11 protein-coding genes are annotated in these 15,764 nt (G+C 60.6%); 3 read left to right on the top strand and 8 right to left on the bottom strand.

Going from position 1 to position 15,764, the window contains the following annotated elements; all coding sequences use genetic code 11:
• Nucleotides 1–5 precede the first annotated feature (5 nt).
• The 8 genes from EKO19_RS14455 to EKO19_RS14420 all read right to left on the bottom strand — a co-directional run bounded on the left by EKO19_RS14455 (nucleotide 6) and on the right by EKO19_RS14420 (nucleotide 12,340).
• Entirely contained in the window at nucleotides 6–1,238 is a 1,233-nt protein-coding gene (locus tag EKO19_RS14455; protein ID WP_129777083.1) for a TIGR02678 family protein, read from the bottom strand.
• Nucleotides 1,235–2,785, bottom strand: a complete 1,551-nt coding sequence (locus EKO19_RS14450) for a TIGR02677 family protein (protein ID WP_175597054.1) — start codon at nucleotides 2,783–2,785, stop codon at nucleotides 1,235–1,237. The genes EKO19_RS14455 and EKO19_RS14450 overlap by 4 nt, the downstream gene beginning before the upstream one ends.
• A gap of 148 nt (nucleotides 2,786–2,933) precedes the next feature.
• A complete protein-coding gene (locus EKO19_RS14445; protein WP_129777082.1) occupies nucleotides 2,934–3,335 on the bottom strand; it encodes a type II toxin-antitoxin system VapC family toxin in 402 nt (133 codons plus the stop codon).
• Entirely contained in the window at nucleotides 3,328–3,576 is a 249-nt protein-coding gene (locus EKO19_RS39840) for a type II toxin-antitoxin system Phd/YefM family antitoxin (RefSeq protein ID WP_129777081.1), read from the bottom strand. Before EKO19_RS39840 ends, EKO19_RS14445 begins: the two co-directional genes overlap by 8 nt.
• A 343-nt stretch (nucleotides 3,577–3,919) precedes the next feature.
• Nucleotides 3,920–6,169, bottom strand: a complete 2,250-nt coding sequence (locus EKO19_RS14435; protein WP_129777080.1) for a DUF2357 domain-containing protein — start codon at nucleotides 6,167–6,169, stop codon at nucleotides 3,920–3,922.
• A gap of 5 nt (nucleotides 6,170–6,174) precedes the next feature.
• On the bottom strand, nucleotides 6,175–8,898 hold the full coding sequence (locus EKO19_RS14430) for an McrB family protein (protein ID WP_129777079.1): 2,724 nt from the start codon (nucleotides 8,896–8,898) through the stop codon (nucleotides 6,175–6,177).
• 119 nt (nucleotides 8,899–9,017) lie between these two features.
• Nucleotides 9,018–9,923, bottom strand: coding sequence for a Kelch repeat-containing protein (locus tag EKO19_RS14425; RefSeq protein ID WP_129777078.1), 906 nt, complete (start codon nucleotides 9,921–9,923; stop codon nucleotides 9,018–9,020).
• A gap of 533 nt (nucleotides 9,924–10,456) precedes the next feature.
• Nucleotides 10,457–12,340 (bottom strand): winged helix-turn-helix domain-containing protein, encoded by a 1,884-nt coding sequence (locus EKO19_RS14420; RefSeq protein WP_129777077.1) that lies wholly within the window; start codon nucleotides 12,338–12,340, stop codon nucleotides 10,457–10,459.
• 228 nt (nucleotides 12,341–12,568) lie between these two features.
• Between EKO19_RS14420 and EKO19_RS38285 the strand changes: the two genes are divergently transcribed.
• The 3 genes from EKO19_RS38285 to EKO19_RS14405 all read left to right on the top strand — a co-directional run bounded on the left by EKO19_RS38285 (nucleotide 12,569) and on the right by EKO19_RS14405 (nucleotide 15,692).
• Entirely contained in the window at nucleotides 12,569–12,922 is a 354-nt protein-coding gene (locus EKO19_RS38285) for a UrcA family protein (RefSeq protein ID WP_157995260.1), read from the top strand.
• A 285-nt stretch (nucleotides 12,923–13,207) separates the two neighbouring features.
• Nucleotides 13,208–15,148, top strand: a complete 1,941-nt coding sequence (locus EKO19_RS14410; RefSeq protein ID WP_129777075.1) for a HAMP domain-containing methyl-accepting chemotaxis protein — start codon at nucleotides 13,208–13,210, stop codon at nucleotides 15,146–15,148.
• A 13-nt stretch (nucleotides 15,149–15,161) separates the two neighbouring features.
• Nucleotides 15,162–15,692 (top strand): chemotaxis protein CheW, encoded by a 531-nt coding sequence (locus tag EKO19_RS14405; protein ID WP_129777074.1) that lies wholly within the window; start codon nucleotides 15,162–15,164, stop codon nucleotides 15,690–15,692.
• Nucleotides 15,693–15,764: the final 72 nt, after the last annotated feature.

The raw sequence follows: 15,764 nt of genomic DNA, 5'->3' as shown, positions 1-15,764 counted from the left end.
GAGGCTCATGAGTCGGTGGTGCGGATGTCGGTTTGTCCGAGCGCAAAGCGGGCGATGGCGGGCAGTGGGCTGACGCGATCCTCGTCCACCGAAACCAGTTGCAACTTTCGCAGCCTGTCGACGGCGATGCCGGCGAGCTCCTGTTCCGCACCGGGTGCACGCGCCGATTTTCGCCAATACTTGCCGTACTGCTCGCTCGCGCTGCGCAGATGACTCGCGATCGCATCCATGGTGGTGACCGTGGAAGAGGTCGATCGGTACCGCCGCGCGAGAAATTCCGCGACCAGCAGCGTCGCATGCGCCTCTGTTCCTTCCGCCGGCATGGCAACGTCTGTCAGTTGTCCGGATTCGTCGGTAAGAGCCAATCCTTCGGCGCGCTGCTCGGCAGTCAGCCCGAGCGCATCGCAAAGCCGGCTCGCCATCGGACCACGCTGGTTCATGAAATACGCTTGAGCTTCCTCGCTCAGTGAAGAGGTATAGATCACTGGATCATCCAACAGCCGGCGGGCCAGATGATGGCGCAGAGCATCCCGGCGACCCTGATCGCTGTCGGGCACGTGCTCGGCAACCAGGGACCCCAAGCGCGATTCGAAATCGGCGGGTGTTTCTTCGGCACGCCATGTAGATGGGCCGCGCACGGCGGCAAGCACACCGGCGAGCAACCGACGTTGCACATCGTAGAGGGCGTCCGACTGTGTCCAGCCACTCTCGTGAACAAAGTTTTCCTCATCGCCGGCGACTCGCCGCAATACGCCCTGGTCCAGCAGCGTTCGGCAAACCGCCACGAGCGCTCGCCGCTCCACCGCCGTACGCAGGGTGAACTCGTATCCGAGCGACGCAAGTGCTGGGTCGCTCGCCAACTGCATCACACGTTCGCCGAGCACTTTCAACGTTATCTGAGGATCCGCGCGCTCCAGCACCGCACAACATAGACACAGCAACACATAGCGATAGCGGTCGTAATCCGGCAGCCCACGAGTATCGTCGTCCAGCGCGCCGGGCCGCTTGAACAGGCGTGCCCCCTCGCGATCGATGTACAACGGCCAACCCGTCTCGCGAGCGAACCAATCACGCACGCGCTCGGCCTGGCGGCGCACCGCTGCATGATCTTCATGCTCCGGTGACATCAGCGGCGTCATTAGCAGTGCGCGCAGCGCCCTGCGAAATTCGTCCTGTTGCAATGACCTCTGAAGGTCGCCGATCCGTCGGCTGTCGGGCAGTGTGCGCCGCGAGCTCATTCGGTGGTGTGAATTTCGGTAATGGTCAGAGAGTGATCTCGGCCCGAGAAGGTGCCCGCCGGCGTTTGAATGCTGGCCCGGCTGTCGGACGCGAGCGGTTCCAGGCGTATTCGCAACAGACCATCGCCGGTTTGCAACTCCACCGCCTGATCGGGGTTGTGCTGGTCGGCGAGCGCCTCGCCCAACAGCCCCAGAAACAATTGAAACGCATGCTGGTCCAGCTCGCTCAGTTCCGACAGCCTTGTCGACCGTCCCGTTGCGAGTAATTGTCGAGCGGCTTGCACCTGCCGCGATTCCTCGGCCAGTTGCTGCGCCATCAGTTCACGCTCGCGGCTTCTATCCCTCACTCGCGGCAACGGGCCACGAGGCGCCGCTTCACCATACTCTCGCAAGCGGGGATTGATTTGCAGTGGCGGTGCTTCCGCCCATGGCGTGCTCGCGGGCAAGTCTTCATCGGCTCGAGGATTGAGCGAAAAATGCCGTGCCGGTTGGAGCGCGAACGCTGCACGTGCCATGCGGTGCGCTTCGGCGTCATTGCCACAAGCGGCGAACCACTGCGCGAGCACCCGGAAATCCGCGGAGCGATCGCTGCGACCGCTACGACGCTCATTCAATGCCGCGATCGCTCCAAGCAGTTGTGGGATTGCCGCTCGAGCTCGCGCTCTCAACAACTCCGCTTGAGGCGGCTCTGCGCCCGTGGCCAGGAACCAGCCACGCAAGCCCTTCCAACGTTCCTTCCATGCACGCCACCGTTCGATCTTTTGATCCTGCTGATCCCGCGCATCGCCCGGCGCGGCGTCCCTGGCTTCGCGCTCCGCGATCTGTAGAAAGATTCCATCCATGTAGATCGTCAGATGCTGGATCAACCCGGCGATGCTGTCGGAGCGGCGGACCAGATCGCCGATGAATCGTTCCAGGTAGTCGATCAGGCTGCGCTTGTAGGCGACGATGGTGTTCGCATCTGCCTGATGCAACTCCAGGCTTCGCGCCACGCCGGCCATGAAAGACTGTGCGTTCTCGGCCAGGTCCTCGAAGACACGCACCAGGTCGCGAAGCGTCTCGTGCGCCTTGGATACATCGGGGCCTTTGCCTTCCAGATCCGTTTCGATCAGCTGCCTGAGTGCGAGCAAGCGGCCGGCGATGTCCTCGAGCGCGACGGTTTGCAGTTCAGCGCGACGACGCAATGTCTGCAGCAACACCGCGAGCCCCGCCTCGACCGCTTCGCCGCCATGTGACAGGCGGTAGAGGAATCTTGCCCGGTAGAAATCGCTGAGCGAGGAGACGCGTGCCGTGTCCGGCTGGGATTCCAGATTCCCCCACTCTGAGAGTTGGGCGAGCATCGCGTTGATCTCTTCGATGCGCGGCGGCTCATCGGGCCAGGTTGCCTCGTTTGCCACTTCATCGGGCCGGAGTTGCAGGCGATATTGCCGCTTGGCCGCGGCAAACACGTCCATGATGCTTCGATAGAACGGCGCCTTGTCGGCAGTGACGTGGCGTAGTAAATCCGCTGAATCGACAATATTGGTTTGGATTTTTGTGCGATCCATTGCTGCCACCAGACTACTGGGTAACGTCGCGACGTATGTGCGTTTCCGGGCGACGCCGACTACGCGCGCTGGCAGCAGGGTGGATCGCCCCCCTCGCACCAAGCCTGAAATCCCGAGCTCCCTGTCATTGGACTTGCCGACTGCCGCCTCAGACGCGAACAACCTTTATGATCGCCTTGAGCGCGTCGAAATCCGACGGATTTCGCGTGTAGACAGGAAGACCATTCGCTGCTGCCGTCGAGGCGATTAGCAGGTCCGCCAAGCGTGATCGACTCGTTTGTCCCGTGGCGCGCGCAGCCGCAAACATGCGGCCGTACGCGCGAGCAGCATCCCCGTCGAATGGCAACGGATCCCATGTTGATGTTGCCCACTGCAGTCGGTCTTGGCGCCGAGCACGTTCCTCTTTATCTTCCGTCGCATGCGGACCGGCGGCGAGTTCCCCAAGGGTGATAGCGGCAATCGCCGACTCGTCCGGCAGCAATGCAGGATCAATCACGTCATGATCGATCACGACTGACGTGTCGAGCAAACCTCTCGTCGGCTCAGCCATCGATGCGCTGATCGCTCACGGCATCCACATCTGCGCGAAACCGGCCCGCATCGACCCGGGGGGCGCGCGCGGCTGCATCGGCAATCATTCCCCGCGGCACGAACTGGTGCGGCCGAAGTGGCCGCAGCTCCGCGACGGGAGTGCCGTTGCGCGTAACGATGACTGTTCGGCCTGCCTCCACCTCGCGTAGGACAGCGGCGGAGTCATTGCGAAGCTCTCGCTGGGTAATTACTCGGCTCATGGGCGAAGCGTAGCACATGTAGCACTACGTAGCAGCATGGTTCTACGGGAAGGTCTGTGGGGCGAGTAGTGACGCGCAACTGGCGCGGAGTCTTGATCGGGGTGGCACAGCGGACGTTCGAAGAGCCCGGCTCTACTAACAACCATTGACCTTCTGATTTATATATCTTTCTTCCCTGGTTCGATTTCCGCTGCGACTGCCGGCCGGTGCTCGGTTTCCTTTCATTTTGACCTCCCATGGAACCGCCGGAACACAACAAATTCCTTCACCCCGACCACTCCTATCTTCGGCCCGCAACTCAACCTCCGATCGCATGCTGGCTATCCATCCGCCCTCTCCGCCCCTACCTCAACCCCTCCATCAACTCCCCCCACGACATCCCCACAGGCTGCCCCACCCGCTTCGTCACTCCCATCGCAAGCCTCTTCACTTCCGCCGCCGAGACCTCCTTCAACGGCCCCTCCCTCGTCAGCCCGCTCAACTGCACGCAGAGATAGTCACCCCTCGGCTCCGGATACCCGCCAGCCTGCATCTGAACCTCAGACATCCGTTGAGGACCGGAAACGATGCGCGCGATGGCCACAAGATCGATGGACGGCCCGTACAGCACGACCAATTGGCTATAGAGCAGGTCGGCGTTCTCAGCCATGCCACCTCGCCTCCCCTGCGTCCGGACGTTGTACGCAAAGGTGTGCTGAATCCAATCCCAATGCTCCGCACTCTTCACATAGCCAAGCAGTACCGTCGTGTCCTTGTGAGGCGGGCCGTGCCGAAACAGAGATTCCTGACCAGCTCCGTACCTATTGAACGTTTCCTCATTCCAAAACCGTCCGCGCTCATGTCGTGAGAAACGTTTCGCAACGTGATCCAGCAAATTGTTGATAAACACGCGTAACGCCGCCCCTCCAACCTCGCCGGATACAGAAGGGCGCAACACAAACGCCCCCAGGCCAGGCAGCAGCTCGCGGTATTCTTTGTATTGTGGGGTGCTCTTCGGAGATTCGTCTCCGGGATAGATGACATATGCGCCCGCCGACCGCTGAATGGCATCACGATAGGCGTGCATCTTGATCAGATCCGCGTGTTTCGGCTCCTTACGTACCAGGCCGGAGCCTGCTTCGCTGCTGAGCTCGTCTTGACCAAATAGCTCCTGAATGGCCTTGATTCGATACTTCGCATCGAAATGTATGATGACCGGATCTGGATCGATTCGATCCTCATCGATGGCGGCGACGATCAGCGAAAAATCTGGACGCATGGCCACCGTCCACGATCCATGACCCGCCGCGAAGTTTCGATTGAAGCAGAACTCGATATTGAGACGCCTGCCGAAGCGCTCGACGGAACCGTGCAAGATTGTCTGTCGGCCTTGTCGAAGCCCCACCGAGAGTCCGTCGGAGCGCACTTCCAGCACTGATGAAAGATCGAAAGACAAATCAGCAATACTGGCAATCAGCGATGCCAGCTGAATAAACGCCCAATACTCGTACAGCTGCGCAACATCGCGCTGGCCCGCCGTGTAGCTCGACTCGTCGCGCGCCCATGACAGCATCGCCGCAAATTCAGACTCGAGGTAGGCGCGAAAAATCTCACGATAGCCGGCGCGCTTATGAAGCACTTGGTCATCGGCGGGAAAGAGCGCAAGCGAACCAATACCTTTGAGCAGTTCAAGATTCAGCCAATGATCCAGTTTCTCGAGAAGGCTTGAGATCTCTCGCCTGGCTCGCCTTGCCACGGCCTCGGCGCCAGGCTCATTCAGCTGCTGCTCGATGTCAGTCACAACTTGGCGCCACCGCTCCAGCGCGAAGCGAACGAAACGATTCGGTGTGGTATCCGTGGTTGCTTGCGTTCGTGTGATTTCGATGTGCCGCGGCAGGAACGGCAAGCGCCCCTGCGGCCAGGTCACGCGATGCCCTCGACGAACCAGCGACCGCGCGACCTGAGCACTAGCGCGCAGTGGCTGACCAGCCGACACCGTCTCGCTCTGATCTTCCCAGGCAACGTGTGGTCGACGAACCACTTCTTGAAACGCAAGGTCAATCGTTTCACTCGCAAGAAGCGCACGGATAAACTCGAATCGCTCGTAGAGAGTAACGGCATCTCTCGCGCCGTCCGGCTTGAAGCGAGCTGCGGAAGGTGCGAACTGACGCATCAGCAGCTCGGTCATTCCGTCAGCGATATCACGCAACATCCATCGATATTCGGACCGGTAGGTCAGCTTTCTCGATCGGACTTCGAGCTCAACCTCGCCAATAACTTCGAGCTCAGTTCGAACAACTACGCGCAGCGTGCCTGTTGCAAGACCCGGGCGTATTCGGCCCTGCAAGCCATCCTCAGTGTCGGGCTGGAAGATCTCCTCAGGCTCGGTAATGACCTGAGCAATCTCGCCTTGAACCTGCCATTCATATCGATACTCGTGCCCCTCGAGGAGTTGAACGGGCGGGACACTGCGGTCATGTTCGATGTCGTCGCGGTAGTCGAGTAGCGGCGTTGGGCTCTCGGAGGGCTTCGGCAACAGCTTGATGACCAAGTGTGCCAATACTTTCCCATCCTTTGCGATGAGCGGAAGCCTGACGACGGATACAGCAGCCACGCTGCCTACTCAGTGAAGCTCGCAAATTGATTAAGCCGAAGAGATCGCAACATACGTACAATCTTGTCATGCGACTTCGGCAACTTCGCCACGGCTCCAGCAGCAAGAGTCTCTGCATCTACTGAGACCGAAGAAGTTTCCGCCGGCACCTCTGCGGGCAAGTCTCGACAGAATTGAGCAAGAGCCAGGAGCGGCTGCTCGAGCTTACGGCGCGATCCGTGCAATCTGGGCAGAATCCGCTGCAACACTATGCGATCCAGTGCGGCCGCTCGGTCGCCGATACCGGCTAAGTTCAGCAACGCAGCCAGGCGAATGCACTCATAGAACGCGCGGTGCCCAAACTCCATGCCGTACCCAGCAAGTAAGCGATGCAATTGCCGCAGACGATTGGCAAACTCCTCACGAAGATCGGGCGCAGTGCTTTCATGCGACTGATCGTTCTTACTGATCGAAAGAAGCCCGCGGACCAGGGCCGCATCTCCGGGTCGACACGTAGTCGGTTTCCGAGCCTCGGCAATCAAGTCATCACTCGCCACCCTGAACTCCAGCGTGCTAGCACGATCGAGAACCTTGGGCGAGAACATGTAAGTCGTTTCATCGACATTCACAGTTCCAATGATCCAAAGATTCCTTGGGAAGTGGACGCGCGTGTCCGCGCCGGCAGCGACTCGCCAGCAACCGTCGGATTCCTTAGTGAGGTTTGGCAAGCAGAGCTGTTGAGACTCCATACCGGACAGGACATCCGCGAAATAACGCTCAACATGCGCCAGGTTCATCTCATCTAGGATTAGCAGGTATGGATGATGAGGATCGCGCAGTGCCTTGAGCATGAACTCGAGCGGAGGCGGCACGGACCAAGCTGCGCGCCCGCCCGCGACGGGCCGCAATGCGTCCTCATAGCCAAACAGAGCTTCTGCGCCGGTCCAGTCGGGGCGCACGGCCGCCACGAATGCTCGACGGCCAAGCCATTCACCGAGCCGCACAGCAATCTGTGTCTTACCCGAACCTGACAGCCCCGTCAGGATCAGAAATGGCTTAGTCACCAGACTCGCCAAGACGATCCGAATAAGTTCATCATGTTGCCGCCCGAAAAGGACATTGGCCTCGCGCAGCGCCGCGGCGAACGATTCGGCGGCTGCAGCTAAATCGGCTTGGACTTCAAGCACAGCCACATCGGCAACTGGCACCTCATCAGCCTCAATGACATCTTGAGTAGATATGCCGATTAGCCGCTGATACTCGGCGATCACGAGATCCAATTCAGTATTGATCTCTTTAAATGGAAGACTTTGATCGGTGCGGTAAACAGCTCGTACATAGGAGCTGCCGTATCTCTTGGGCTTGTGTCCAAACTCTCGCCTATACCAAGTATCGACAGTTTCGCGGCGTTCAATGTTCGACCAGGCTCGATGCGGACGGTTTGTTTCACTAACGCCATAACAAAGAGCAAGTGCGCGCTGCTCTCGAAAAAATAGCAACACCGGATAGATGCCTTCGGAAACCTTCTCTCCTTCGGCAAGAAAGGCAATCCAGGGAATCTGTGCCAAGTTTCCCTGTCCAAAACTAACCTTGACTGCTAGACCCTGATATTTCTTGAGGTAGTCGCTGGCTCCCAGATCGCCTCGACCTGCCTGCTCAAAAAACCGCCTAAGCAGAGTCTCGATTGCATCGGTTGGCTCAACAAACAGACCGAGCCTCCGCAGAACATCAAATGCAGCGCCCGCCTCCGCGCTGAAAGATGACGCACTCGGTACCTTACCGGTCGCATGGCCGATGGCGAGAGAAAGAACGAGCTCCGCCGGATATCGCTTGTCACCGTAGACAAGATCGTATTTCGATTGCGTGCCAGGGGGAATGCCATCTCGATCGATGTCAGCAATGGCCTTTAGCACGTGTTCGGCTGTGGGCTCGCTAGCTACTACCGGAGCGGTTGAATGCTGCCAGAGGGCAGCGAGAGGCGGCACGTAGTAGTCGAGTTCCTTGGTAGCGTATTTCTTCTCCAGCTTCGCGCGGGTGTCATATAACAACCTATCGAGCGCCGCCGGCCCCAACCGATTGACCTGCCGTGCCTTGTAATCGGAAAAGGCGACCGCAACAGCTCGTCGATCGGGCTGGCTAAAAATTCGCTCAAAGCTGTCTGGGAACAGCAGGAATAGCAGCATATGGCGAAGCTGCCGAGCCTTCGCATCTTCAATGAGCTCTAGCCACTCAGCAAACCGCCAAGGATCAGCAAGCAAGCTGCTCTGTTGATCGGACGGTAGCTCACGAAACCGCAGCATCAGCCGGGTCAAGAAAGCCAGCTCTCGCCACTGGTTTCGATTGAATCCCGGCCCCGCGCTGCCGATACCGGCTAGCACATCGTCGCGTAACCACTGGCTTTCTGATGGGAAGGCCTCGCCGGACCAAGACCAAATGCGCTCGATAGCGCTCCGCTTGTGTGGGGCATTGATACTGCTCGGACACAGGTACATGAGCCATAGCATTTCTGCCGCGAGCTGCTTCACCGCAGTGCCAGTGGGCGTGAGCTTCTCCTGAAGCCTCTCCAGAAAGCGTCCGTCTCCTTCGTCCGAAGGACTTACGTAGTACTGATTGATGGCCTCGAGATTTTCTCGACTCCAGAGGGCCTTTTCGGTCAATACAGAACCGGCACCGAGCAGCGCCGCTGACTTCCAGTGCTGTCCGGCATTCAGAACCCCATTAGGATTTGTTTTGCCACAGTAGCGGCTCATGCCCGGTAAGTTCCTATTTTGTCTAGCTTTGCAGCTCGCCGGCCCCATGAACCCGCGGCGTTGTCAGGGCGGCTTGAGGCAGTCGCCATCCGATTTAAGGATATATGGTACTCCCATGTTCATTCAAACACCTCCGCCGCCGCCATCGCCTGCCTCGATGCCTCCAATCCCCCCACCACCAGCAACTTCCCACTCTGCAACGGCGTCACCGTATGCAGGAATCTTGCTCGCGCCATCACCGGCCCGTCCCGCCGAGCACCATCCACAGCCACGATCTCTGTCGTATCAGTACCGCCTCCGACAACTGCGCGGATTCCCCCCACGAGGAGCAACCGCGAATCAACCAGCCGCCCAACCGCAAACGACGCCCGCGGTGTCGCCATCGAAGCGAACCTGGAAAACGCACTGGACGCCGGGTCGAATCGAAAAGGCGAACTGATCGGCTCATCATCCCCATCCACACCACCGAGGAGGAGCACGCCGCCGTCAATCATCGTATGAGCAACGTGTCGCGCCCTCACCCCAGGCTCTGGGGCGGTCAGGAGAGTAGACGTCGCAGCCACCGGATCGTACAACTCAGGCGGCGCCGGCTGCCTGTCCGCCGTATAGCCACCGTAGATCAGCACCCGCCGTTCGTTGATGCGAACCGAAGTGTGTTCCGCGCGGCCAACTTGCAAAGCCCCGGCCAGCAGCGTGAACGTGTCGTTGGCCGGATCGTAGATCTCCGACTGCGCGCCACTAGTAACGGTCAGCTTGTAACGGATGTTCTGAGTCAGGCCGCTGATCGTCACAGGTTGCCCGCTTCGTACGGGGATATCGTCAGGCTGGAGGACGCCGGTACCGTTCGCGAAAACGGCGGTTAGCTGCGCGTTCTCGCCAACATGATAGGCAGCACGATCGGAGGTGAACTGATTGATCGTCGGCCCCGAGGGCGGTGGTGTGCCGCCGCCTCCACCGCCACAACCGCTAAGGAATATCCCAATGAGGGCAATCGCTGCTGTTTCGCGATGGGGGGATGCAATCACGTCGCCGGTCCGCTGTGGAGTATTGGCGCGCGAGAGTGGCAAAAGGCGATGCCCGGTCGCATCAGCCGAACGGGCTATTGCAGGGAACCTTCCGGCGAAAAAGCATTCACTGCATCGAGAGGCATCCGCCGCCGCCCCCTCACTTCGGCCTCTTCGCCCTCATCACCTCCCTCGTCCGCTCCTTCACCGGCTCCGGATACACCCTTCTCGGCACCGGCTGCCGATCAACCTCCGACGAAGGTGGAGCCGCACTCACCTCCGGAGGAACGTATCTTCCATCCTTATTAATATGACCCCGTACGTAGGATTCTTCAGCGACGCTCGCTCCAGCGAGCAGCATGCATCCGGCGGCCGCCATGACTCGACTAAACACCTTATTCACGCGCTCTCCTTGTTGTTACCAACCCGAGCGCGACTGTAGAAGTGAGTGCGAAGCGGCATCTGTTACTTGCGACATAACCGACGCGCTGGTGACAGCGGAGTTTCCATTAGGGGTGTCGGACACGACAACAGAACCGCGAGCGGCCAAGTGACTACGACCCATGCAGCAGATCGCCCCGAAGCACATAGTTATCTGGCGGCCCATACTGACGCCAGTAACCCAACAAGCCGAGGCGCGAGAGTAGTTGTTGAAAGCGCGGTGAAGCACGAAACGTCTGCATCTCCCGGGTCCACAGAATGCCCCAGCCATTGCCGATCGTACCGCGGGAGGCGAGTCGATCGATCAAACGCTGCGCCACGTCGTGCGCGGCATCGATGGCCCGAAGCATCGTGTACCAGACCATCAATCGATGCGCAGCGCCCGGCTCCAGATCCTCGGCAGGCAGTTTCGTTTCCCACGCCTGGAGCGCGGCGATCGCGCGATCGTTGCGGCTCGGATCGGATTGGGCGCGATAGAAAGATTGAATGGCTTCGAAGCCTCCGGCTTCGCGCGAGATCGGCGACAGCGTTTCGGTCAGCTCCTGTGCCGCTTCATCGAAGCGCCCTTCGCGCATTGCCAGTTGCGCGCGAGCCTCACGAACCTCCGCAAGATCGCGCGGATAGCCATTCGCGATCGCAAGGTCGATCCACTTGCAGGCTTCCGCCGGGTCGCCGTCGAGCAATTTCTGAGCGCCCAGGTGCAACGCCAGCGCCGGCGATGACGGAGCGAATTGGTATGCGAGCTGAATCTCCGCCAGCGCCTTGCGATGATGTCCGGCCTGGCGGGCCACGTAGATCGCATGGAACACCAGCGCATCGGGATTTCTCGCCACCAGTGACAGCGCTTTGCGCAGCTCGGTCTCCGCCGCGATCCAGCGGCCGCAACAGGCGTTGATCAATCCCAACACGCCGTGCGCCCGCGAGATCGATGGATCCAGTGCAAGCGCATGACGGGCATCGCGCTCTGCATGATTCAGCTGTGTCAGTGCGCAGCCGTCGTTCGCCGCCCGATGGGCCCGCGCCTCGGCGATCGCATACCACGCACGAGCAAAATCCGGATCACGCGCCAATGCACGATCGAGAATCTGCACCGCCGTTTCGAGATTGTCCTCGGAGGGCTGCGCGCGCAGCGTCATGGCCTGCAGGTAGAGATGATAAGCCTCGAGATCCCGCGTCGGCGTCTTGCGCCTCGCCGAACCGATCACGAAATGACTGGCCGTTGAATCGACGATGGCGACGGTCAGTTCGTCCTGCACCCGGGTGAGATCATCGCAACCGCGCTCGTAGCTCTCGGACCACAAGTGATGACCGCTCCGACCGTCCACCAGTTGTGCCGTGACCCGAATGCGCTCGCCGACACGACGGATGCTGCCTTCCAACACCGCCTCCACATCGAGCTCGCGTGCGATCTTTCGCACATCCACATTCCGATCCTTGAAGGCAAAGGTCGACGTCCGCGAGGCGACTTCGAACCAGCGCACACGCGCGAACGTGTTGATCAATTCCTCCGCCATGCCTTCGCCGAAATAGTCCGTGGCGGGATCGCTGCTCAAGTTCGCAAACGGCAGGATCGCGAGCGGAATCCGCGCATGAGGAGCGGCTCTGGTGTGCGCCGGTTCGCTCACATTCGACACTGGCGCGCGGCGCCGCTCATCCGCCGGTTCGGACACCGTGCGCACTTCGGCCACAAAGCGATAGCCGCGCCCCGGCACAGTGACGATGAAGCGATATTCACCGGGGTGTTCGCCGAGCACTCGTCGCAACAGCGAAATGTTCTGATTCAGACTGTTTTCCTCGACCACGACGTTGGGCCAGATCGCGCCCAGCAGCGTGGCTTTGCTCAACAGCTTGCCGGGATGCTCCACCAGATACAGCAGTGTGTCGAACGCTCTGGCGGTCAGAGGCAGGGCCCGATCGCCACGCTTCGGCAGCAGCAGTCGCCGCGCGACATCGAGACGAAAGTCCCCAAATTCGTAGGTAAAGCGACCGGGCGCCATGGCGAGATCGGGATATCGGAGATTGCAGAAACTCTCGCAAAGCCTGGCGTCCGTACCGCGCGAAATTCTAGCGCCGGCCGATGCGCCGGCAACCGGAATTCCCCTACAGGCCAGCCATCGGCGCGCGCGTGGAAATCACAAACCTTCAGACGCTTTGCAAAGCCAATTCATGGCCCGGCTCGCAGGCTACGCCCGGATTCCGTCCGGCACTCGACTCGGGAGAAAGCAATGAAGACTGCCTCTAAAAAATTAGCCGTGACCTCGACTCTGACCGTGGCGCTCCTCGGAGGTTTCGCCGTGGCGCATGCCGATCGCGTCGGCCAGCTGGAAGGCCCGCCGAAGATCGTCGTCAACTACGACGACCTCGACATCTCCCATCCAAAGGGCCTCGAAGAGCTCTATAGCCGCATCGAAACCGCCGCCATGACCCTCTGCGACTACGACCGGCTGCACAAAGAGTTGGCGCGTCAACGCCGGCCCGCGGCCTGCTATCAGGCGGCGGTCGACGATGCGATCAGACAGGTCAACAAGCCGACCCTGACCGCGCTCCACAAGACCAAGGCCCGGACGATCGCGGGTTGAGCGCCTCGTCGAATTGACCCGAAACCGGCGGATGACGCACTCGTCATCCGCCTAAGGCGATACCTCAGCGACGCCTCAGCAAAGGCACCGGATCGGGCTGCCGCAGCTCTACCATCCTCAGGCACTCACTGCGTTCATCGCGGCAGATCGTACGCATCCGGGATGCGGCATTCCCTGAAGAGTGCGAGATAAAAAATTGTTGTGCATTACGGCGCTTCAGTTTCCTCGGCCGCCGTCCGCTACACGGCTTCAGGAGAAAGTTCCTTTTCTTGGAGTCGAAGGTCGATGTTCAACGATATGAAGGTAGGCACCCGCCTGGCGGTTGCTTTCGGTGTGGTTCTGGTGCTGCTGGTGGGCGTCGTTCTGATCGGCGTCAGCCGCATGGCCAACATCAACGAGAGCCTGCGTGCCATTACGCAGGAAAACGTCGTGCAGATTGCCCATGCGCAGGAGATTCGCGCGGCGTCGTACGCGGTGGGTACATCGATCCGCAGCTTGATCATCCTCACCGACGAGGAGGAGTTGAAGGCGGAATACGCCAAGCTGAAAGATACCCTCGAGAAGGCCGACTCGGAGCGCAAGGCGCTCGGCGAGATGTTCAGCACGCTGGCAAGCACCACGCCGCGTGAGAAAGAACTGTTCGCGAAGCTCGAGGAAATCAGCAAGCCGGTGCCGGCGCTGGTCGAAAAGGTCGCGAAGCTGGCCATGGCCAACAAGAATGCCGAAGCCACTCAGTTCCAGAGAGCCGAAGCCTCCCCGGCCAACGCATTGGTGCGCGATGCCGCCGACGCCCTCGTCAAGTTCGAGAGCGAGCTCAACGATCAGGCCGCCGAGGAAGCCGTGAAGACTTACGAAGCCGCCCGCAACATGATGATCGCCCTGGGCGCCATCGCCGTGCTGCTCGCGGTCGTCGCGGCTCTGATGGTCACGCGTAGCATTCTCAAACAGCTCGGTGGCGAGCCGTCCTATGCGGCGCAGCTGCTCACCTCCGTGGCCAACGGCAACCTCAATATCGAGGTGATCACCAAGAACGGCGACACCAGCAGCATGCTGTTCGCCGTGCGCAACATGATCGATCGCCTGAAGCAGGTGATCAATGGCCAGCAGCGCGTGGTCGAAGCCGCCAATCGCGGTGAGTTCAAGGAACGCGTCGACCTCAACGGTCTCGCCGGCTTCCAGAAAGAAATGGGTGAAGGCTTGAATCAGCTCGCCACGACCACTGGCGCGAGCATCGACGACGTGGTCCGCACCATGCGCGCGATCTCCGAAGGCGATCTCACCAAGACGATCGACAAGGATTATCAGGGTGCGTACGGCGAGATGAAGGAATACGCCAATAACACCGTGCTGAAGCTCGGCATGATCATCAGCGAAGTCAACAGCGCGACCGATTCGCTGCTGAGCGCCTCCGAGCAGGTGAGCACGACCGCGCAGTCGCTGTCGCAGGCTGCGACCGAGCAGGCCGCGGGCGTCGAGGAGACCAGCGCCGCCATCGAGCAGATGACCGCGTCGATCGCTCAGAACACCGAGAATGCGAAGGTCACCGACACCATGGCGTCGAAGGCCTCTTCGGAGGCGACCGAGGGCGGCGAGTCGGTGAAGGCCACCGTCACCGCGATGAAGCAGATCGCCCAGAAGATCACCATCATCGACGACATCGCTTATCAGACGAACCTGCTCGCGCTCAATGCCGCGATCGAAGCGGCGCGCGCCGGCGAACACGGCAAGGGCTTCGCGGTGGTCGCCGCCGAAGTGCGCAAGCTCGCCGAGCGCAGCCAGGTCGCCGCGCAGGAAATCGGCACCGTCGCGACGGGCAGCGTGGAGCTGGCGGAAAAGGCCGGTGCGTTGCTGAGCGAAATCGTTCCAAGCATCAAGAAGACCTCGGACCTGGTGCAGGAAATCTCGGCGGCTTCGCAGGAACAGTCCTCCGGCGTCGGCCAGATCAACTCGGCGGTCGCTCAGCTCAACCAGACGACGCAGCAGAACGCGGCTTCGTCCGAAGAGCTGGCCGCGACGGCCGAAGAGATGAGCAGCCAGGCCAGCCAGCTGCAGCAGACCATGTCGTTCTTCAAGACGGGCTCGAGGAACAATCCCGCCACGAGCGCGGTTCGCAAGCCGACACCGGTGAAAGAGCAGCCGCGTAAAGCGGCGGCCCCGGCGGTGACGGGCAATCTCGCGGTGTCGGGCCATGAGCCGGACGCGTCGCAGTTCGCGAAGTTCAACTGAGCGAGCGACCCGAATGACTCAGACCAGCTCATCTCAGGTCGTGGTGGCCAACGTGCCGCCACCGCCGGACGCGGATCCGCAGTTCCATCAATATCTCACTTTCGTGCTGGGGGCCGAGACGTTCGCGATCGGCATCCTCTCGATCAAGGAGATCATCGAGTACTCCAGCCTCACCGACGTGCCGATGATGCCGCCCTACGTGCGCGGGGTCATCAATCTTCGGGGTGCGGTGGTGCCGGTGATCGACCTGGCCGTGCGCTTCAACCGGGCGGCCGCGCCCGTGACCAAACGCACTTGTATCGTCATCATCGAAATCATGGTGGGTCAGGAACGCCAGGTGATCGGCATCGTCGTCGACGCGGTCAACGAAGTGCTCGACATCCCGGCCGCGGATATCGAGCCGCCGCCGGCGTTCGGCACCGGCATCCGTACCGACTTCATCCTCGGCATGGGCAAGGTGCACGGCAAGTTCGTCATCGTGCTGAACGTGAATCACGTGCTGGCATTCGATGAGCTCGCTCATCTCACGGTGCCGACCGCCTGATTCATTGCTTCGACGCCTCGACCAGGCCGGCGGGTCGCTGGCTGGGAACGATTTCCCAGCCAGCCTCGTCGA

The organism is Peristeroidobacter soli, from assembly GCF_004138485.1.
GTDB lineage: Bacteria > Pseudomonadota > Gammaproteobacteria > Steroidobacterales > Steroidobacteraceae > Steroidobacter > Steroidobacter soli.
The sequence above is the reverse complement of the archived record's forward strand: the minus strand, read 5'-3'. Positions and strand labels throughout refer to the sequence as shown.

What these genes read in the sequence shown, in the direction of transcription:
- EKO19_RS14455 (WP_129777083.1), bottom strand. Translation starts at nt 1,238, where the DNA reads ATGAGCTCGCGGCGCACACTGCCCGACAGCCGACGGATCGGCGACCTT.
- EKO19_RS14450 (WP_175597054.1), bottom strand. Translation starts at nt 2,785, where the DNA reads ATGGATCGCACAAAAATCCAAACCAATATTGTCGATTCAGCGGATTTA.
- EKO19_RS14445 (WP_129777082.1), bottom strand. Translation starts at nt 3,335, where the DNA reads ATGGCTGAGCCGACGAGAGGTTTGCTCGACACGTCAGTCGTGATCGAT.
- EKO19_RS39840 (WP_129777081.1), bottom strand. Translation starts at nt 3,576, where the DNA reads ATGAGCCGAGTAATTACCCAGCGAGAGCTTCGCAATGACTCCGCCGCT.
- EKO19_RS14430 (WP_129777079.1), bottom strand. Translation starts at nt 8,898, where the DNA reads ATGAGCCGCTACTGTGGCAAAACAAATCCTAATGGGGTTCTGAATGCC.
- EKO19_RS14420 (WP_129777077.1), bottom strand. Translation starts at nt 12,340, where the DNA reads ATGGCGCCCGGTCGCTTTACCTACGAATTTGGGGACTTTCGTCTCGAT.
- EKO19_RS38285 (WP_157995260.1), top strand. Translation starts at nt 12,569, where the DNA reads ATGAAGACTGCCTCTAAAAAATTAGCCGTGACCTCGACTCTGACCGTG.
- EKO19_RS14410 (WP_129777075.1), top strand. Translation starts at nt 13,208, where the DNA reads ATGTTCAACGATATGAAGGTAGGCACCCGCCTGGCGGTTGCTTTCGGT.
- EKO19_RS14405 (WP_129777074.1), top strand. Translation starts at nt 15,162, where the DNA reads ATGACTCAGACCAGCTCATCTCAGGTCGTGGTGGCCAACGTGCCGCCA.